A 19,712-nucleotide genomic window follows, 5' to 3' on the forward strand; every position below is an offset into this window, starting at 1 on the left:
CAAAGGCAAGACGCGCTTCAGGCGGCCATCGGCGAAGCGGCGCCCGGCTACGATGCAGCTTGTCGGACTCTGCTCTAGCCCTCCGACACATCCGAGCGGCGCCCCCTGGCGTATCGGGAAATCGGCGATGCATAGTGGCGCAAATAGTCAGGCCGGGGCGTTCCGCCATTGCGGAGCGCATGTAACGCCACAGATACCCCTCAGTGAGGCGTCGGTTGGAGGCGGGCCATGTTCAAGAGAATTCTCGTCGCGATCGACCTGACGGAACAAGCGCTCACAGCACATGCCATGGGCGTTGCCGAAGAGCTTGCGAATAAATTCGACAGCGACATTCGACTCGTCAATGTCCAGTCTCTTGTTCCGATCTCTATCATCGACTATTTGCCCGCCAACTTCGACGAAGCCATTCAGCTCGGGCTCGAAAGTGAAATTGCAAAGATTGCCGCCGAATGCAGACGCCCGCCAGAGCATATCTCCACCGCCATACGATTTGGTCCTGTCTACCAGAACATTCTCGCTGAGGCCCAAGTTTGGGCCGTGGATGTGATAATCATTGGTTCTCATAGTCCCGGCATGGACCGCTTTCTCATTGGTTCGAACGCAAGCGCAGTCGTGAGACATGCAATGTGCTCGGTGATGGTGGTCCGATAAGTTTTTTCTGGTCCCCCCTCAGCGGGGAGTGCAACGCCTCCAGGGGCCTTTTGACGCGCGCGCCATTTTTGGTCTACACTGCACAAAATCGCGAGATCGGCCACGGTCTCGGCAAGCTCATGTTACGGGATTGGCGGCCATGCTCGTCGCACTCGTCATGGTTCTCGTCGTGGCCGCGTCGCTCGCGTTCCATTTCCTGAGCCCTTGGCGTGCGACGCCGATCGCGTCGAATTGGGGCTTCATCGACGACACGGTGGCGCTGACCTTTTGGATCACGAGCGCTGGCTTCATCGCAGTCGTGCTGTTCATGGCCTATTGTCTCTATCGCTTCCGTCATGAGCCGGGGCGACGCGCAGCCTATGAGCCGGAAAATCGGAAACTGGAGGCATGGCTCGCGGTCGTGACGACGATCGGCGTCGTCATTCTTCTCGCGCCCGGGCTGCTCGTCTGGGGTCAATTTATCACCGTGCCCGAGGGTGCGACGGTGGTCGAGGCGGTCGGGGTTCAGTGGAGCTGGAGCTTCCGCCTGCCCGGGGTCGACAATAAGCTCGGCACGAGCGACGTTCGCTTCGTCGACGGCGGCAATTCGCTGGGCGTCAGTCCGTCCGATCCCAAGGGCCAGGACGATCTCATCGTCGCCAATGGCGAATTGCATCTGCCGGTGGGAAAGCCGGTGAAAATACTGCTGCGCTCTCTGGACGTTCTGCATGATTTCTACGTGCCGCAGATCCGAGCGAAAATGGATCTCGTGCCTGGGCTCGTCAGCTATCTCTGGTTTACGCCGACCAAGATCGGCCAATATGAGATTCTCTGCGCCGCCTATTGCGGCATCGGACATCCACAAATGCGCGGAATGCTGATCGTCGAGGAGGAAGCCGATTACTCCAGATGGCTTGCGGCGCAGCAGACCTTCGAGCAGTCGCGCAAGTCGGAGAAGGGCGGGGAGAAAAGCGCTTCGAACGAATAATCGCCAGCGCATGGCGCGTCGAATGGGCGGGAGGAGACACGAGCCGATGACCGACCTGACGGGACGACCCGAGGACGCGGCGCTGCCCGCGGAAGTTCCAGAGATGGAGCTATTTCATGCGCATAGTTTCATAACAAAATTTGTTTTCTCTCAGGACGCGAAGGTCATCGCCATTCAATATGCCAGCACCGCCATTGCGATCGGCCTGCTCGCGCTGGCGCTCTCCTGGCTCATTCGCATTCAGCTCGCCTTTCCCGGCGCCGTGCCGTTCATCGACGCCAAGGTCTATTACCAGGCCGTGACCATGCATGGCATGATCATGGTCGTGTACATGCTGACGGCCATTTTCCTGGGAGGCTTCGGCAATTACCTCATTCCATTGATGGTGGGCGCGAGGGACATGGTGTTTCCCTTCGTCAACATGCTCAGCTACTGGGTCTATCTGCTCGCGACACTGGTGCTGGCGGCCAGCTATTTCGTGCCGGGCGGTCCCTCCGGAGCGGGGTGGACGCTCTATCCGCCGCAATCGATCCTCACCGGCACGCCGGGCTACGAGTACGGCATCGTCATGATGCTCGCTTCGCTCATTCTGTTCATCGTCGGCTTCACGATGGGTGGCCTCAACTATGTCGTGACGGTGCTGCAGGCGCGCACGCGCGGCATGACGCTGATGCGCATGCCGCTCACCGTCTGGGGAATTTTTGCCGCCGCGGTGATGGCGCTGCTCGCCTTCCCGGGCCTCTTCGTCGCCTGCGTGATGCTTCTGCTCGATCGCACGCTCGGGACGAGCTTCTTCATGCCGGCGATCGTCGAGTTCGGCGAGCACAAGCAATATGTTGGCGGCAGCCCGATCCTGTTTCAGCATCTCTTCTGGTTCTTCGGCCATCCCGAGGTCTATATCGTGGCGCTGCCGGCGTTCGGCATCGTGTCCGATCTCATCAGCGTTCACGCCCGCAAGAACATTTTCGGCTACCGGATGATGGTCTGGGCGATCATAGCCATCGGCGTGCTCAGCATGGTGGTCTGGGGCCACCATATGTATGTCAGCGGCATGGACCCGCTGTTCGGCTTCTTCTTCGCCGTGACGACGCTGGCCATCGCGGTTCCGACGGCGCTGAAAGTCTATAATTGGGTGATCACGCTCTGGCGCGCCGACATCAGATTCACGACGCCGATGCTGTTCGCGCTGGGATTTCTGGTCACTTTCGTCAATGGCGGCATCACCGGCCTCTATCTCGGCAATGTCATCGTCGACGTGCCGCTGTCGAAGACCCTGTTCGTTGTCGCGCATTTCCATATGGTGATGGGCATCGCTCCCGTACTCGTGATCTTCGGCGCGATCTATCACTGGTATCCGAAGATCACCGGCAGAATGATGGACGAGACGCTGGGAGAGACCCATTTCTGGATCACCTTCCTCGGCGCCTATGCGATCTTCTTTCCGATGCACTATCTCGGCGTGCTCGGCGTGCCGAGGCGCTTCTACGAGCTGGGAGACACCGCCTTCGTCCCCGAGTCCGCGCATCTGCTCAACATAGCCATCACCGTCATGGCGCTCACCGTCGGCTTCGCGCAGGCTATATTCTTCTACAATCTGTTCAGAAGCCTGAAGCATGGCAAGCTCGCGGGCGGCAATCCCTGGCGGGCGGCCTCGCTCGAATGGCAGACGCCGCAGACGCCGCCGGGCCATGGGAATTGGGGCGACGAGCTGCCGATCGTCTATCGCTGGCCCTATGCCTATAGCGTGCCCGGGGAACCGGAGGACTATCTGCCGCAAAACGCGCCGCCGATCAAAGGAGAGCATTCTTCATGAGCGTGATGGGGCTGCTCTTCGTCTCGATCGCTTCCATCGCGGCGATCTGGCTGTGGCGTCAGGGCGTGCTGCAGGCGCCCTGGCTGCAAGAGGGCGAGGTCGCCGCATATCCGGGGCGCGCCATGTCGCCGCCGCCCGCGGCGAAGATCGGTCTCGGCGTGTTCCTCGTCGTCGCGGCCTGCGTCTTCTCATTGATGACGGCCGCCTTTTTCCTGCGCCAGGATTCGCCGGACTGGCAGACGCCGCCCATGCCCGGCGTGCTCCTGCTCAACACACTGACGCTCGTCGCGAGCAGCATCACAATTCAGATGGCGCATTTCGCTGCCGTGCGGGGCGCGCGTGAGCGGCTCGAGGCATGGCTCGTCGCGAGCGCGGCGCTGTCGCTTATGTTTCTCCTGGGCCAGCTCTGGGCATGGCGCGAGTTCATCGCGGCTGGCGTCTACGCCTCGGGCAATCCGGCCAACGCCTTCTTCTATCTGCTGACCGGTGCCCATGGCCTTCATCTGATCGGCGGACTCGTCGTGCTGGCGGGCGTGATCGGCAAGGCCTGGCGCGAGCGACCGCCCGAAGCGCTTTCGACGAGCGTCGAGCTTTGCGCGACCTATTGGCACTTTCTCCTGTTCGTCTGGCTGCTGCTCTTCCTGATGCTCACCGGACAGGCCGACGCGCTCGGGGCCATCTGCCGACGCATAATCAGCTGAACCAGCGCAGGACGGGGCACATGACCGCGGAACCCGCGACCGGGTCGGATCATCTCTCGAAACGGCCTTCGGGCCTTGTGGGCGTCGTGGCCGATTGGAGCTCGGACCAGCGCTCGTTCAAGAGCGCGTCCTGGCGCAAGGCGATGATGTGGATCTTTCTCGTCAGCGACACCTTCATCTTCAGCTGTTTCCTCATCTCCTACATGACGGTGCGCATCTCAACGACGGTGGACTGGCCGAATCCGAGCGAGATTTTCGCGCTCGAGCTCGGCGGGCGGAAGATTCCGCTGATCCTCATCGCCATCATGACCTTCGACCTCATCACGAGCTCGGGCACAATGGCGCTCGCGGTGAACTACGCCTATGCGCGCAAGCGCAAGCCCGCCGCGATCCTGCTGGTCGCCACCGCCGTCATCGGCGCCGCCTTCGTCGGCATGCAGGCCTTCGAATGGACCAAGCTCATTCACGAAGGCGTGCGCCCCTGGGGCAATCCGTTCGGAGCCGCGCAGTTCGGCTCCTCCTTCTTCATGATCACGGGTTTCCATGGGTTCCATGTGTCCATGGGCGTCATCGCCTTGCTCGTCATCGCGCGCAACGTCTGGCGGGGCGACTATGACGTCGCCCGCCGCACTACATATTCTCATCGCACCGGCGATTATGAGATCGTCGAGGTCGTCGGCCTTTATTGGCATTTCGTCGACCTCGTATGGGTCTTCATCTTCGCCTTCTTCTATCTCTGGTGACACGCGGCCGCCGCCGCTCCCTGCGAGGCAGACATGACATCGACGACGAAAACGGAAAGGGTGGATGCGACGGTCGCCGTTCACGCGGAGATTGCGCACAGCTATCATGCGCCCGCTGCGACGCCCAAGGCGAGTGTTCATGGCCAGCAGCATCCGCTCAAGCTCTATTTCACCGTCTGGACCCTTCTGTTCGTGCTGAGCGCCGGGTCCTATGCCGTCGATTATTTCAATTTTCACGGCTATCTGCGCTGGACGCTCATCATCTCCTTCATGCTGCTGAAGGCGGGGCTGATCGTCGCCGTCTTCATGCATATGGCCTGGGAGCGGCTGGCGCTGGTCTATGCGATATTGCTGCCGCCGCTCGCCGTTCTCGTCTTCATGGGAATCATGGCGCTCGAAGGCTATTACACCAATTTCTCGCGCTTCGTCTTTTTCGCCTCTGGCTCATAGGCGCGGGGGCGAGCGATGAAGTGGAGCGCTCCGCAGAGCAAGGCGATATTGCTCGTCGCCACAGCCCTGGCGATCGTATTGATGACCTTCTTCGCCGCATGGCGGGTCGTCGAGCGATTGGGCGCGACCCCGCCATGAATATTGTTAGGCGAGAAGCGCGCGGACCCGATTGTCGACAACGCTCGAGCGTCGCTTTACAAAAACTTTAGCAGGGTGACAATCACGATCGTGTAGAGCATGAGGCCACCTAAAAGAATCGGCAATTGCCCGGCCGGTCCCTTGATCGTCTCGGACGCCTTGTCGCCGACCATGGCGACCAGCTCCGGCCAGGAATGTGAAACGAAATCGCCCTGCGACATCAGGTTGACGAGCCGTCCCTCCTCATCGACGATCGGCAAATGGCGGAAGCGCTTGTTCGACATCATCCGCAGCCAGTCGTAATGCTCGTCGTCGATGCGCGCCAAATACAGCTCGCTGGTCATGATAGCGGAGAGCGGCGTCGTTTCGGGATCGAGCTTGCCGACGAGCAGGCGGCGCAGAAGATCGCGCTCGGTGACGATCCCGCGCTCCTTCTGATGGCTGTCCACGATGACGACGGAGCCGATGTTCATGTCCGCCATCGTTTCGATGGCCGTAGACACCTGGAGCGCAAAAGGCTTGGGCTTATTCTCGAACTCGGGAAGCTCTTCGATTTCCATGGACCGCTCCTCCCCATCATGGCCTTCGCGCGCGTATTTTCGATCGCGCTCGAAAAGGGCTAAGATCAGGGCTCGCCGCCGGCCGTTGTCCTCGAAAAAACCAAATCCGCGCCCGCGCTCGTGACCCGCGCTGGAGCATTCGGCCTCATTAGGCTCGCACCTTTAGTGCAATCCGTCGAGGCTTTTGCGACGCGAAATAGACGCAAGAAATTCCGGCGCTTCAACCTCCGCGCTTGCCGTTTGCTCGCGTTGTCCACGCGAGATACAGGAGGTCGCCTTCGACTCCCATGGGCGGGCGTTGGCTTTTTTTCGAGGCGCTTGCGAGCCCGGATGCGGCCGACTGGGCCGGAGCCGTGGCTTCGCGGAGTTGTCCAAGAGGGATGCGAATATCATCTCACGAATAATTACCGTCTGCGGCCTCCGCGGCCGCCGAAACGGCGGTTACGATTTCGCTCGAAGGCTAAAACGCCTCAACGCGCAGCACCGCTGCACTTCGAAGCTCGTCCCAGCCCATTCACCGGACGCACGTTTCGTCAGATCGACGACCCCGCGGAAGGGTTCTGCTCGTCCCAATATCGGTTCGCGCTATAGTGCTCGTGGACGCGCTTTTCCCAGTCTCGATTTGCCCAACTATCGTCGCTGAACTCCGGCGCATCTTTCAGCTGTTGCTCGGTGACGTTGGTGACATATCCGCCCCGTGCCGTGTCATATGTCAGCGAATCCCAGGGCAGAGGGTAATGGCTGTGACCGAGGCCGAGAAAGCCGCCGAAGCTCATGACTGCATAGCGCACGCGGCCGGAGACCTTCTCGATCATCATGTGATCGATCGCTCCGATTTTGTTTCCAGCTGAATCGTAAACCGTCGTGCCTTCGACGTCTTCGCTCGAGATCAGGTTGAAATCGGGATGAGCGGCAGCTTTCCGAAGGGGCGCGCCATGAGCCGGCGCCCGATGATCGGATTTCGTGCATCCTATCCGGCCGCCAGGTCGGGCCGAGAAGCTTGCAATCGCAGCAAGGAAGCGACCAGTGCGTCGATGTCTGCGCGCGTGTTATAGAAAGCGAGCGACGGTCGCACTGTCGCCTCGAGACCAAATCGACGCAAAATCGGCTCCGCGCAGTGATGTCCAGCGCTCCGGTGCCGGCTTCGAAGCGGTCGGGCGGCTGCCGCCTGTGGCCTCATCATCGCTGCGTCCCCCGCAATCGACAGGGAAAGTGAATTTTGAGCCCCGACGCCCGGCAACAGTCGCGCTTTTCCTGCAGAATCGACCCCAGTGCGGACGTCCCCACCTCGACCAGAACGCGACGGTCGAGGCGTCCTCGACAAGCTGCCGAAGTCCGTTCAACCGAACGCCCACAGGGATATGCGCGAGATATGGCAAGCGCCTGCATTCACAGTTCGGTTCGAGGTAGGCTTTTCGGTTGTAACGGTGGGCGAGTGACATCTCGCCGCTCCTCGTGAGGCGCCAGAAACGACCGCCCTATGTAGAATTGCGATGCGTCTCGCATTGAACTTCGAGGAAAGGGTTCCAACCATGTCTCGCAGAATCGCAATCGCAATGTTGAGCCTCGGCCTTGCACTTATATTTGCGCCGAGGCTCTCGATGGCCGTCGAAGACCACATAGCAGAGGCTATTACTCATACGAAGCAGGCTATTTCTGAGGGCAAGGCTGGTAAAGCCACCGGCGTCGTTACTCATGCTGAGGTAGCGCTCACCCATGCCGAAGCCGGCGAGAAGGCGAAGGCCAATCCCCATACCGAGGAAGGCATCAAACATCTCGAGGAAGCAATCGACACCGGCAAAAAGGGAGACGCCAAGGCCGCTACGACCCACGCCGAAGCGGCGCTGAAGCATCTGGAGCAAGCCAAGTAGCGCTTTGGGCAACGCTAGCTGGCGAAATGAATCGCTGTCGGGCGGAGAGGGCTTGCTCCGGAGCCCTCTCCCTTCGCAAGCTTAAGCTTGCCCCTGCACGATCAATGCTACATCGCCACGGCGAACAATCTCACCAACCACGACGGCGCATTCAACGGCGTCGCCGTGCAAGCGGGCTATGCCGACGTGGCGCAAAACGCGACCGGCTCGATCTACGCAAGCTCACCACGCGCGTTTCAAGGGGGGAGGTAAAACTCAAGTTCTGACAGACGGCGGTAAACGAATTGGCCAAACCTTTCATGTCGATTTCCGTCGAGATTTGACCCAGGATTTCCATTGAGAAGTGACCCGGGTTGAAGATGGCTTGCGGGTCAGTCGGTCGTCAAGTTTTGGTCTTCTCCTTTGCAGGTTTGTCCGCCTTCGCCGAGCTGTCCTTGAACCGGAAGCTGTCGTTTCCGGTTTCGAGGATGTGGCAGCGGTGAGTGAGGCGATCGAGCAGAGCCGTCGTCATCTTGGCGTCGCCGAAGACGGCGGCCCATTCGCCGAAACTCAGATTCGTCGTGATGATGACGCTGGTCCGCTCGTAGAGCTTGCTCAGCAGATGGAACAGCAGCGCCCCGCCGGAGCCGCTGAACGGCAGGTAGCCGAGCTCATCGAGGATGACGAGATCGGAATGAACGAGCCGCGCCGCGACTTGACCCGACTTGCCTTGGTGCTTTTCGGCTTCGAGCGCGTTGACGAGCTCGACGGTGGAGAAGAACCGCACGCGCTTTCTGTGATGCTGGATCGCCTGGACGCCGATTGCTGTCGCCAGATGCGTCTTGCCCGTACCAGGTCCCCCGACCAGGACGGCGTTATGCGCATCTTCGAGGAACTCGCAGCGATGAAGCTGGCGCGCGAGCGCCTCGTTGACCTCACTGCTGGCGAAGTCGAAGCCGGCGAGATCGCGATAGTTCGGGAACCGCGCGGATTTGAGCTGGTAGGCGATCGATCTCACCTCCCGGTCGGCGGTTTCCGCCTTCAAGAGTTGCGACAGGATCGGCAGCGCGGCCTCGAAGGCCGGGGAGCCTTGCTCGGTCAGCTCGCTGACGGCTTGCGCCATGCCGTGCATTTTGAGACTGCGCAGCATGATGACGATGGCGCCGGCGGCGGGATTATGACGCATGGCGCGCCTCCCGACCTTTGCGCAGCGCGTCGTAGCGCTCGACATTGGCCTGCGACTCGGTGGTGAGCGTCAGCGCGTTGGGCGGCTTCACGGGCGGCGCGTCGACCGGCTTGCCGTCGACCAGGCGATGCAACAGGTTCAAGATGTGCGTCTTGGTCGGCGCGCCGGCCTCCAGCGCCAATTGGACGGCGGTCAGCACGGCCTGCTCGTCGTGCTGTAGGACCAGAGCCAAAATCTCGACCATCTCACGGTCGCCGCCCGGCTTCTCGAGCATGCGCTGTTGCAGCGTCCGAAAGGCGACCGGCAGCTCGGCGAAGGGCGCGCCGTTGCGCAGCGCGCCCGGCTTGCGCTGGATGACGGAGGGATAATGCCGCCAGTCGTAGACCGTCACGCTCTTGTCGTTATGCGACCGGGCGAAGACGCGGGCGTGCTCGCACACGATCTGCCCCTCGGCGGCGACGACGACGCGCTCGGGGTAGACCCGCACGCTGACGGGGCGATTGGCGAAGGAGGCCGGCACGCTGTAGCGATTGCGGTCCAGATGGATCAGGCACGTCGGCGTGACCCGCTTGGTGTGTTCGACGAAGCCGTCGAATGGCCGCGGAGGCTGCATCAGTTGCGGAACCTCCTCGCGCCAAACCTCGGCGATCGTCCCCGGCTGCGCGCTGTGCGGAATCTCGGCCCACAGATCGCGGCATCGCGCCTCCAGCCAGTCGTTGAGCGCCGCCAGCGACGGAAAGCTCGGGATCGGCTGCCAGAGGCGATGACGAGCATCCTGAACGTTCTTCTCGATTTGCCCCTTTTCCCAGCCGGAGGCCGGATTGCAGAATGCGGCCTCGAACAGGAAGTGGCCGACCATGGCGGCGAAGCGGGCGTTGACCTGGCGCTCTTTGCCGCGCCCGAGCTTGTCGATCGCCGTGCGCATGTTGTCATAGACACCTCGCCGGGGCACGCCGCCCAGCACGCGGAAGGCGTGGTTGTGGGCGTCGAACAGCATCTCATGCGTCTGTTGAGGGTAGGCGCGGAGGAAGAATGCGCGGCTGTAGGAGAGCTTGAATTGGGCGACCTGCAACTTCGTCCGCTCGCCCGCGATGATCGCCCAATCCTCCGACCAGTCGAACTGGAACGCCTCGCCGGGCAGAAACGTCAGCGGCACGAACGCGCCGCGCCCGCAGGTCTGCTGCTCCCGATGCCGCGCCGCCTTCCACTCGCGCGCGAAGGCCGCCACGCGATTGTAGGAGCCGTCGTAGCCGAGGGCGACCAGATCCGCGTGCAACTGCTTGACCGTCCGCTTCTGCTTGCGCGATTTTGCGGCCTCCTGACGCAGCATATGCGCCAGCTTGTCGGCGAAGGCGTCGAGCCGGCTCGGTCGATCGGGCGTGGCGAACTGCGGCTCGATGCTGTCCGAGCGCAGGTACTTGCGCACCGTATTGCGCGACAGCCCCGTGCGTCGCGCAATCTCGCGGATCGAGAACTCCTGCCGATATCGCCAGCGTCGGATGACGCTCAATAACTCCATGTCGATCACTCCCAGGTCCCCCGCGACGGTCGAGGGGGAAAGGTTCGAACATGGGTCAGTTCTCGGTGGAAAAACCCGTGCTGCCTGGGTCAGCTCTCAGTGGAAATCAACACCCTCATCCGTGAATTTCCAAACGGGCTCTGAGAAAGCTAAGTAACCCCGAATGGTTCGTTCCGATCGACTTTTAGATCGGGAACGAATGTTTTTGGAGTTGCTCCCACTTTCTGTCCCCAAAAGAGGACGTTCAGGAAAGAGACATTCCCTGGTGCCCAGGGGACCTCTTGGGAATGGATTTCACAAGGGAAAACATAATCGGTCCCTCTATCCACGAATCCCATCGTGGGCGGAAATAGGGCCCTCAGCCCGTCCTTTGTGAATCGAAAGTAGTCATTTGGAAAGCCATGTTCATGAAAAATAAAATGCGTCATAATGTGCACATGTCCACCAACCCGTAGCGTCTTCATTATTTCATGCGCGGCGATCTGTGGATATTTGACATGCTCCATCACGGAGAAGCTGAGTATGAAGTCGAAAGACTCCTCACCGAAAGTGCTCGACAGACAATGAATATCCGACACGACATCCACATCAAGGCCGTCCTGTATATCGGTCCCGACGTATTCCGAAGCAAATGGATAGATGTGCTTTTGCATCGAGGAGCGAGCTGGATCAGATCTTCTAACTCCGAGTTCTAGAACACGCAGGTTCCTGATCTCTTGCAACTCGTCGATCAACCCCATTATCAACTCTCCTTGCCGGCGAGCGGGCCCGCAACGACGTCCGAATGATTTAGAAAATCGTTACCACGGACTTCGATCGTTGCAACATCGGAAACTACGATCTCGACATTGGTTCGCTCGCTGTTCAGTGTTGGGAAATAAGCGCCGCCGCACTGAGCGCAAGGGAAAAGGCGCGAGAATAAGCCACGCTCTGGCCCGGAATTTTGACGTACATTGCACTATGGCCGATTGCTGCGTTTCGCCCTCCGGTGCCCAGGAAGCGCGCAATCCATTGCATCAAATCGATATATGCGCTGTTGCGGAGGCGCCTATAAGGAATAACGAGACGATGTACCCATTTCAACTCATGTCAAACGTTATGATCAGATGCGTCGGCGTAATTAGTCGGCACGCGACCCGGGTGAGTCGATATTTCGACTCGCCATATTATCTCGCGTGCTACCCCGACGTAGCAGAGGCTGAGATCGATCCCCTGTCCCATTATATGAAACATGGCTGGAAAGAAGGGCGCAACCCGAGCAAAAAATTCAATACTCTTTGGTATTTACAAAATGTCGGAGGCTCCGTTGCCGGCGGTGATGTCAATCCTTTGATTCACTACGTCTTGGCAGGTGAAAAGCCGGATATATTGACGTTGCCCGACAGGCCGATCTCCGAATGGATGAGAAGAGTCGTGACAAACGACCTGCTTCCCGAGACCGCCCGGGCCTTCGCTACCGAATATGAATTCATCATTAGCTCGGGCATATTCAGTAGCGAATACTACACATCGCTCTATACAGATGTCGTGGGCGACCCTCTCGAGCATTTTATCCGTTTTGGATGGCAGCTCGGCCACAATCCGAGCCCAGCTTTCGATACGCAATGGTATCTGGCTACAAACTCGGATGTGCGCATAGCCCAAGCCAACCCACTCGTCCATTACGTTAAATATGGAGCTCAAGAAGGACGGGAGCCAAGGCCAAATTTTTCAATTCCAGTAAACAAGTTCGTCAAAGGTGATACGGGAGTCACTATTGTAGAAAAAGCGTATTACGAACGGTATAAGCAAACCATTAATGAAGATTTCAAATCGCGGGTCTCCGCGCTCGAAGGGCGCCTGAACCGCCGGTTTTCATGGCCTGAAAAGGCGTCGCGCGCTCTCGAAGCATTTAATCCGATCCCAGAAGGTGAGGAGCTAGCCGAGCTTTTTATCGCGCCCGTCGAAATGCTCGTTTCGTTAAGCATATTCTTTTTTACATACTGTGAGCCGAATGGAGCACAAGTAAAGGTATCATTGTATGCAATTCTAGAAAATGAAACGAAAGGATATATTGTTCACGAGGAAATCATCGATCCAGACCTCATTACAGACGGCAATTCGTTGAGCATTTGGCTTGGCGAGGGGATCGAAACGAAAGAAACGATCTTTATGCTTGCCGTTAAAGTCCTCTCCTTGCAGAAGGGCAGCAGGATCACCATTGCGGGCCGACAGCCTAGTTATCGTGCGCTCGTTCTTTCAGAGTCGCCCTCCAGCCGAGAGATCGTATTTGCGCTCGACTTCAATAAGGCACCGCCGAGGGATGCGTATAAGACATTCGCTTTTATCAGCGGATGTCCCGGCGACGCATTCCGATATCGTTGCGAGCATCAGGCCGAAGCGCTCGAAAATTGCGGATATTCAGTAGATGTCTACCAGCCGCACAATTTTCCCTACAGGCAGCTATTGCAGAATTATTCCGTCGTCGTCGCACATCGTGTGCCAGACGACCCCCGATTTCGGTCTTTCGCCGAGGAAGCGCATCGCACTGGAGTCATTGTTGTCTACGACGTGGATGATCTCGTTTTTGATCCTGAGCGCCTCGGCCAGATCGACGCCTACAATGCGATGTCAGACGACGAAAAAGAAGTCTATGCGAATGGCGTCAAGCGCTACAGAGACGCGATGCAGCGGTGTCCCGCGGTTTCGGTTTCGACGAATAAGCTTCGATCCATCGTGGAAGCGATGTTCCCTGACAAGATCGTCTCTGTCGTTCGTAACAGGGTGAACCGAACGATGGTCGATGCCGCTCTGGATGCCCAGAGATCGCCGAAGATTGCGAACGACAAAATCATTATCGCCTATCTAAGCGGAACCAGAACACATAATAAAGATTTCGGCGTATGCCTGAGCGCACTGACGGCGACGTTAAAGCGCTTTCCATTGACAAATCTGCTGATTGTCGGGCATTTGCAACCACCGAAAGAGCTCTTAGTATTTGGATCGCGCGTCGAGGTCATTCCGTTCATGCCATGGATCGAGCTTCCAAAGGTTTACCGGAATATTGACGTAAATCTAGCTCCGCTGGAATATCGTAACGACTTCACAGCCGCCAAAAGCGAATTGAAATATCTGGAAGCCTCGCTGCTGGGCGTGCCGACGATCGCCTGCGACTTGGGAGCGTTCCGCGACTTCGTTAACAACGAGGCAGACGGAGTCTTGTGTCGCGATGACGATGAATGGACGACCAAACTCGCGGAACTCGTGATGGATCGGGAGTCGCGCCTCAGGCTCGGTGAGGCAGCTCGCTGCAAAGTCATCGCACGATCGACGACAATGAACGCTCTGGACCAGGTTCAGAGAGATTGGAGGGCCGTTTCCGACGAGCCCCGACTTCCGAGGAATGGCAACGCGCTTTCACGTTTGGCGTTCGTCACCCGAGCGCCGATCGCAATGACGGGAGGTGGCTATAATAAGATTTTTGTTCTAGCACGCTTTCTTGCAAAAAAAGGATATGATGTGCGCGTGTATGTCGAAGCAATCGCGCATCTTGTGGAAATGAGCGAAGATGAAATCAAGCAGTTCTGCATGCGTCATTTCGATGTCGATCCAGACATGATCGTCGTTGGACACACTTCTATCGGTCCAGTAGATATTGCAATCGCGACGAATTGGCCTACCGCGGCGGTCGTGGCCAGATTGCATAATGCCAGAATGCGCGCATATTTCGTTCAAGACTTCGAGCCTGAATTCTATAAATCCTCTACGCCGGAGTATGACGCGGCCAATCGGACCTACGACGAAAAGCTCGCGATCGTCACGATAGGTGATTATCTCGCGACGCGGCTCGCAGACCGGCATAGATGGATTCGCTCGATTCCGTTTGCTGTGAGCAGTTGCTTCCATGACGCCGGGAAGGAGCGCGCGGCACAAAACGCAGCCGTACTCGATGTGGCCCCCGGCAAATCTGTTACCCGCTCTATTCTCTTTTTTGCGCGGCCCGATGTAGAAAGAAGAAATTTCGCAGCCGGAGTCGGCGCCTTGACGAGGGTTTTTTCGAAATACGGCCGGTCTATCGATATCCGGCTTTATGGCCTCGAAAGTCGGCTTCATCTTCCGTTTGACTACACGTTGCTCGGCAAACTTTCGCAGGCGGAGCTCGCGCGATGGATGATTCAGTCAGATATCCATTTGTCGTTGTCTCTCACTAATATTACGACAGTTATATACGAGGCCATGGCCTGTGGGTGCGCATGCGTCGAAGCCGACGTCGAATCTGTTCGAGTAATGGTCGAGGACGGGACGAATTGCATTCTCGGGGCTCCTAATGAAAATGGTGTGTTTGCGGCGCTGGACTCTCTCTTGACGGATGAAAGGCTTCAGGAGCGAGTTGGAAAGGCCGGCTATGCGTTTGCGCGGCAGTTAACGGAAGCACGCATGTGCGAGTCATTCGAACGCCATCTCCTGGATAGCTATATTTGATTGCAAATATGAGAGCTAACCACATCCATAAATATTTTGTGTATTGATATAAAGGAGGTTGCTAATGACTGAGATCATCACTCGCGAAAGCTACCAAGCAAAACGACTTCAATTTGTAAAAGAGCTTTTCGATCCGAGAGATCGTCGAGGCCTCGAAATCGGTGCGTGCGATCTGCAAACCATTCCTTCTTATCTCGCGAACTGCGATTTTGCAGATTTTCGTTCCAGTGCGGAAATGGCTCAATTATGGGATCTTCCTTCGGAAAAAGTTGCGCCTGTGCGCTTTTTGCTAAAAAAGGAAGCGCCTCTTGATGAACAGATCACAGAACGCTTCGACTATGTGATTGCCTGTCACGTCATCGAGCATATTGCCAATCCGATTGGCTATATTTCTGAGATGGCAAGTCTGCTTCGAGGCAACGGAGGCTTTGTCATTCTAGCTATCCCAGACAAAAGACACACACTGGATTCGATGAGGCCGTCGACCACTCTTGAGCATTTGTTGATGGATTTTCATCATGGAGCGAGGTCACCCTCGCTCGAACACATATTGGAGTTCGGACGGATATGGTCGCCTGAACTCAAATCCTTGAGCGATAGGTCAATGCTTGAATTCTACCGATGGGCCTTGTCGAACTTTGATTCTGGTATGGCGGACGTTCATTGTCATGTATGGACGGACGAAGAATTCATCCACCAAATGGAGCTGCTCGAATCGAGCCGCATTCTCGAAGGATTGTCCGTCTTTGCGACGCAGTCTACGCCCCCGGGATTTAATGAGTTCATGGTCGCTTTTCGGAAACGGTGAGAGCGGGCTCCAGAGAAGATAGGCTCTAGTTTGATCTAGATGTATTATCTCTTTTTCGAAGCGAATAGCGGATGTTTTGCCGACCGCGCGAGGGCTCTATGCAAAATTGTTTGCCTGTCACTGTAGAGACCGAATCCTGCGTCTTCACGCTCGAAAGCGTGTGGATGACAGAAACCAGAGCAGGATTCGCCGGCTGGTGCGCGGGGCGATTGCAATCCCTGGAAAGTGTAACGATCACGACCGGCACGGGCGAGATTTTCGCTATCACGAATTGGGAACGACGCCCGGACATCGAGGGACGTTTGATAGATCTTGGATCGACGTCTCAATGCTACGGATTTGTGCAGGAGTTTGAAAGATCGAGGTCGCGGACTCTCAGCATTGATCTCAAAGCAGTCGGGACATCGAATACATTTTCAGTTCGATATGCTGCGCAGCTGCCGCCTCCGGGCGCAATCGCCGTATCCAATGTTGATATATTTAATTCTTTTGTGCATGAGGTTAACAAGCGGGAGCTGAGTGTTCTACAAGTTGGCTCTAGATTACTTGGAAATGCACATGCGTCCTATCGAGGGGTTTTCTCGAAAGCAGGCGGTTATGTCGGATTTGACTATCACGAAGGCGAGAATGTAGATGTTGTCGGGGACGCGCATCGACTGTCGTCATACTTCGAGGGTAGACGCTTTGGTGCGATTTTCTCTCAGTCAGTCATGGAGCATTTAGCAATGCCCTGGGTCGCGGCTCTCGAAATGATCAGATGCCTCGACGTCGGCGGTCTTATTTATCATCATTCTCCGTTTTCCTGGCCGCCTCACGAACTCCCTTGGGATTTCTGGAGATTCTCTACGGAAGCCTACCGCTGCCTATTCCCAGCGGGATTGGGTATGAGCATCGAGGCGGTGAGCTATGATCATCCCATGCATCTCTATCTCGACGTCGAATCCCCGGGGCAAGCGCGCTTTCCGTTGGCCCAAAGCTTCGGATTTGCTTCAGTGCTGGCGAGAAAGATCGAGGAGCCGGACTACGATCGCTTCCGATGGGAAGTCGAGATAAAGGATTTGCTAGGTCCGGAGAGCCATTATCCGATAGGGTAATAAGGCGTTGGCGCGGGGATAGAATTGTGGTTTTCAATTTACGCTCACCGCGCAGGACGATTGTAGGTCACGAGGTCATAGGCGCCGCCTAGTAGGATGCTGAAAAACTGGTTGGGCGTGAGCGATTAACCGCTGACGAGCGACCATTGCATGTCGTCTTTCAAATCGTCGAAGCAGGCTTTGCACAACCATTCATAGCAAGCGTCTCTCGGGTAATCGTCGCAGGTGGCATAACCCTCGTGCTGAATGTCCTCGCCTTGGAATTCGGCGAATTTAGCCCAGCAATCGGCACAGTGGTCGTGATCCCAGCTTTCGCTCCACCGAGTGTAGCGGCGAAGTTGCAACTTCACCCCCTTGAGGTGACTGGCGTTGTCGATCCGCCATTTCTTGTCTTCGTTGGCGCTCATGCCGGGGCTGCCATGAGCTTTAGCAATCGTACGAGATTTTAGGCCGCCGCGGCGAAAGCGAACGACCAGCCGACGCGCTCAACGCCGCGAAACTTCGTCTTGCGTTGACCGGGAACAGTCTTCATCCAGCCGAATGCCTCCTCGATGCGTTTTCTGATGCGATGGTGATGGCTCGGATCGGCGAGGACCGCTCCAGCCGCGTCGACGTGACGCCGGCGCAATATCGCGTCATCGAGACCGTGCGGCCCCGCTAAGCCTGTCCGAAAGGATGCGCGGGCGTCGCCCAGGCGCCGGTTCCCGCGCATCTGATCGAGGGTGGCGTCCCCACAGAGGCGCTGCTGGCGCAAGTGGCGGTCGCCAAGTTCAGCGAGCACATGCCGCTCTACCGTCAATCGCAGGTCTTCCCGCGCCATGAGATCGTGCTCGACCGCGCGGTTCTGGCCGATTGGATGGGAACGACGGCCTTCCACCTCGCGCCGATCGTCGAGCGGATGAGCGCGCTGATGAAGCTGTCCGGCCACCTGTTCATGGACGAGACTCGGGCGCCGGTTCTCGATCCCGGCCGCGGCCGGACGAAGACGGGCTATCTCTGGGCCGTTCTGCGCGACGACCGTGGGCATGGCGGCGCCCATCCGCCGATCGTGGTCTATCATTACGCGCCGGGTCGCAGCGGTGAGCACGCCGAGCGGACGCTCGAAGGATTCGACGGCGTTCTCCAGGTCGACGGCGATGGCGGCTATCATCGTCTGGCGCGCGGCGAACGCAAAGGCGGCGGGCCGTTGCGGCTCGCCTGGTGCTGGAGCCACGGCAGGCGCGAGATCATCGCCGCCACGCCGAAGGCGGGCTCGCCCATCGCCGAAGCGATCCTGGCGCGCATCGCCGCGCTCTATGCGATCGAGGCGGAGATCAGGGGCAAAGAGGCGTCGATCCGGCAGAGCGTTCGCGCCGAGCGGTCGCGGCCTCTCGTCGTCGAGCTCGAAGAGTTTTTGCGCGCCCAGGCCGCGCGCCTCTCCTGCCGCAGCGACATGGGCAAGGCCGTCGCCTACCTTCTGAACCATTGGGGCGGGTTGACCCTGTTCCTCGACGATGGTCGCGTCGAGATGGACACCAACCTCGTCGAAAATCAGATTCGGCCACTGACTCTCACGCGCAAGAATGCGTTATTCGCGGGGCACGACGAAGGTGGACGTACATGGTCACGTCTCGCTTCGCTCATTGCGACATGCAAGTTGAACAGCGTCGATCCCTATGCCTGGATGAAGGCGACGCTCGAGGCGATCGCCGATGGTCATCCGCAGTCGCGCATCGCCGAGCTGATGCCCTGGGCCTTCAAATCTTCGCCGCCGGCGGCGGACTGATGAGCACGAAACGGGAGACGACATTCCTCGTCGCTTCGGCGACGGGCGCTCCCTGTGTGACATCGCCATCCCCGCGCAGCAGCTTGTCCACATAGGGGTCGGCGAGCGCGACATTGCTCTTGGAGGACGAGGCACTCGGTGTCGACTAGCGATCGTGTCGACCGTCGCCGCCGCGAGGGGCGCTCCGAGCGCGACTGCGAGGGCCCAGACCGTCAATCCGCACGCCCCGACGGGAAGTTTCACTGATGAAGACAAGAGCCTATCTCGTCAATATCATTGCCTCGCGAACCAATGTCCCGCCGAGCGCCGCCGACGAGCGTGTGAACGCTGTTTCGGGGCAGATGAAGTCCGACGCCGACAAGGCGCGGAAACTCGGCATATATTTCGGATTCCTGACGGCTGCGACGCTCGCCGTGGGCGCCGCGGCGGCAATGGGCGGCGGCGAGAGTTGGTGGACGGCACCAGGATCAGGACCTGCGCAATGGTCGACGAACGTCGCTCCGAGCGCGGATCGTATGCAGCGCATCGATTGGCGCACGGCGGCGATGGCGCGCGCCTCGAGATGCGCCATCGCGCCAAATCCTGGGACAGAGAGCGCCGCGCGATCGCCCGCATCGAGGCGCTGGCTCGTTCGGCGCACAAACAGCCGATCACCACCCTCGCACTTGCCACCGGGGCTGGCTTCCTGCTCGGCGCTCTCTGGAGGTCGGGCCGCTAGAGTGCTATCCGATCCGATGGGATCGGATAGCACTCTAGAATTCTTGCTCTGGAGCGAATTCTTTCCGATCGAACGATTCCGTTCGATCGGAAAGCGCTCGCCTGGCTCTCCGAGCGGCGATCCGCTTTTTGCCGGAGAGAGCCGCGGCACCGGCCCCGTAAATTCGTCGTCGTTGCGGCGCGCGGGACGCGTCCCGCGACGCCTGATCAGGTCCTAGTGCGCTGACACCGACATAGGATTCACAATTGCGGCTCGGCGTGCGAGTCTGGGCTCATGGCCCAGACTGTC

The 19,712-nt window shown here is 58.4% G+C and carries 18 protein-coding genes and 3 pseudogenes; 13 read left to right on the top strand and 8 right to left on the bottom strand.

All coding sequences use genetic code 11. The features are described 5' to 3' along the window. The first annotated feature begins 228 nt into the window (after positions 1–228). The 7 genes from ACT53T_RS02435 to ACT53T_RS02465 all read left to right on the top strand — a co-directional run bounded on the left by ACT53T_RS02435 (position 229) and on the right by ACT53T_RS02465 (position 5,463). Positions 229–651, top strand: coding sequence for a universal stress protein (locus tag ACT53T_RS02435; RefSeq protein WP_476159846.1), 423 nt, complete (start codon positions 229–231; stop codon positions 649–651). A 139-nt stretch (positions 652–790) separates the two neighbouring features. After that, a complete protein-coding gene (locus ACT53T_RS02440) occupies positions 791–1,618 on the top strand; it encodes a cytochrome c oxidase subunit II (protein ID WP_476159847.1) in 828 nt (275 codons plus the stop codon). A 46-nt stretch (positions 1,619–1,664) separates the two neighbouring features. After that, a complete protein-coding gene (locus ACT53T_RS02445) occupies positions 1,665–3,431 on the top strand; it encodes a cytochrome c oxidase subunit I (RefSeq protein WP_476159849.1) in 1,767 nt (588 codons plus the stop codon). Further along, positions 3,428–4,132: a cytochrome c oxidase subunit 3 gene (locus tag ACT53T_RS02450; protein WP_476159851.1), complete on the top strand. Its 705-nt coding sequence runs from the start codon at positions 3,428–3,430 to the stop codon at positions 4,130–4,132. Before ACT53T_RS02445 ends, ACT53T_RS02450 begins: the two co-directional genes overlap by 4 nt. Before the next feature lie 20 nt (positions 4,133–4,152). Then, a complete protein-coding gene (locus ACT53T_RS02455; RefSeq protein ID WP_476159852.1) occupies positions 4,153–4,875 on the top strand; it encodes a heme-copper oxidase subunit III family protein in 723 nt (240 codons plus the stop codon). 33 nt (positions 4,876–4,908) lie between these two features. Continuing rightward, positions 4,909–5,325 carry a cytochrome C oxidase subunit IV family protein gene (locus tag ACT53T_RS02460; RefSeq protein WP_476159853.1) on the top strand — a complete coding sequence of 139 codons (417 nt, stop codon included), beginning with the start codon at positions 4,909–4,911 and terminating at the stop codon, positions 5,323–5,325. Between the two features lie 15 nt (positions 5,326–5,340). After that, complete coding sequence (locus ACT53T_RS02465) at positions 5,341–5,463, top strand: hypothetical protein (RefSeq protein WP_476159855.1); 123 nt, start codon at positions 5,341–5,343, stop codon at positions 5,461–5,463. A 56-nt stretch (positions 5,464–5,519) separates the two neighbouring features. On the opposite strand, the gene ACT53T_RS02470 is transcribed toward ACT53T_RS02465, so the two are convergent. The 3 genes and pseudogenes from ACT53T_RS02470 to ACT53T_RS02480 all read right to left on the bottom strand — a co-directional run. Then, complete coding sequence (locus ACT53T_RS02470; protein WP_476159856.1) at positions 5,520–6,023, bottom strand: CBS domain-containing protein; 504 nt, start codon at positions 6,021–6,023, stop codon at positions 5,520–5,522. A 533-nt stretch (positions 6,024–6,556) separates the two neighbouring features. Then, entirely contained in the window at positions 6,557–7,030 is a 474-nt protein-coding gene (locus ACT53T_RS02475; RefSeq protein WP_476159868.1) for a PRC-barrel domain-containing protein, read from the bottom strand. Then, positions 6,994–7,152 (bottom strand): annotated as a pseudogene (locus ACT53T_RS02480) (aminotransferase class V-fold PLP-dependent enzyme); the annotation flags it as partial. The pseudogene ACT53T_RS02480 and the gene ACT53T_RS02475, both read right to left, overlap by 37 nt. 427 nt (positions 7,153–7,579) lie before the next feature. Between ACT53T_RS02480 and smbP the strand changes: the two are divergent. Beyond that, positions 7,580–7,894: a small metal-binding protein SmbP gene (gene smbP, locus ACT53T_RS02485; RefSeq protein ID WP_476159870.1), complete on the top strand. Its 315-nt coding sequence runs from the start codon at positions 7,580–7,582 to the stop codon at positions 7,892–7,894. 382 nt (positions 7,895–8,276) lie between these two features. Here the strand turns inward: smbP and istB are convergent, their stop codons facing one another. From istB to ACT53T_RS02500, 3 genes are all read right to left on the bottom strand, one after another. Then, on the bottom strand, positions 8,277–9,059 hold the full coding sequence (gene istB / locus ACT53T_RS02490) for an IS21-like element helper ATPase IstB (RefSeq protein ID WP_216281917.1): 783 nt from the start codon (positions 9,057–9,059) through the stop codon (positions 8,277–8,279). Continuing rightward, the gene (gene istA / locus ACT53T_RS02495; RefSeq protein WP_476159871.1) at positions 9,049–10,578 is read right to left on the bottom strand and encodes an IS21 family transposase; all 1,530 of its coding nucleotides are present in this window, start codon (positions 10,576–10,578) and stop codon (positions 9,049–9,051) included. Before istA ends, istB begins: the two co-directional genes overlap by 11 nt. Before the next feature lie 149 nt (positions 10,579–10,727). Then, the gene (locus tag ACT53T_RS02500) at positions 10,728–11,318 is read right to left on the bottom strand and encodes a class I SAM-dependent methyltransferase (protein ID WP_476159858.1); all 591 of its coding nucleotides are present in this window, start codon (positions 11,316–11,318) and stop codon (positions 10,728–10,730) included. 400 nt (positions 11,319–11,718) lie between these two features. On the opposite strand from ACT53T_RS02500, the gene ACT53T_RS02505 reads away from it, so the two are divergent. The 3 genes from ACT53T_RS02505 to ACT53T_RS02515 all read left to right on the top strand — a co-directional run bounded on the left by ACT53T_RS02505 (position 11,719) and on the right by ACT53T_RS02515 (position 16,941). Further along, complete coding sequence (locus tag ACT53T_RS02505; RefSeq protein ID WP_476159859.1) at positions 11,719–15,039, top strand: glycosyltransferase family 4 protein; 3,321 nt, start codon at positions 11,719–11,721, stop codon at positions 15,037–15,039. A 64-nt stretch (positions 15,040–15,103) separates the two neighbouring features. Further along, a complete protein-coding gene (locus ACT53T_RS02510) occupies positions 15,104–15,847 on the top strand; it encodes a class I SAM-dependent methyltransferase (protein ID WP_476159860.1) in 744 nt (247 codons plus the stop codon). 164 nt (positions 15,848–16,011) lie between these two features. Further along, a complete protein-coding gene (locus ACT53T_RS02515) occupies positions 16,012–16,941 on the top strand; it encodes a class I SAM-dependent methyltransferase (protein WP_476159862.1) in 930 nt (309 codons plus the stop codon). A gap of 125 nt (positions 16,942–17,066) precedes the next feature. Here the strand turns inward: ACT53T_RS02515 and ACT53T_RS02520 are convergent, their stop codons facing one another. Both ACT53T_RS02520 and ACT53T_RS02525 read right to left on the bottom strand, forming a co-directional pair. After that, positions 17,067–17,348: a hypothetical protein gene (locus ACT53T_RS02520; protein WP_476159864.1), complete on the bottom strand. Its 282-nt coding sequence runs from the start codon at positions 17,346–17,348 to the stop codon at positions 17,067–17,069. Between the two features lie 38 nt (positions 17,349–17,386). Continuing rightward, a pseudogene (locus ACT53T_RS02525) lies at positions 17,387–17,509 on the bottom strand (IS5/IS1182 family transposase); the annotation flags it as partial. A 6-nt stretch (positions 17,510–17,515) separates the two neighbouring features. On the opposite strand from ACT53T_RS02525, the pseudogene tnpC reads away from it, so the two are divergent. Both tnpC and ACT53T_RS02535 read left to right on the top strand, forming a co-directional pair. After that, a pseudogene (tnpC, locus tag ACT53T_RS02530) lies at positions 17,516–18,706 on the top strand (IS66 family transposase); the annotation flags it as partial. Between the two features lie 481 nt (positions 18,707–19,187). Continuing rightward, positions 19,188–19,424, top strand: coding sequence for a hypothetical protein (locus ACT53T_RS02535; protein WP_476159865.1), 237 nt, complete (start codon positions 19,188–19,190; stop codon positions 19,422–19,424). Positions 19,425–19,712 lie beyond the last annotated feature (288 nt).

Source organism: Methylosinus sp. DMC45, assembly GCF_056313885.1.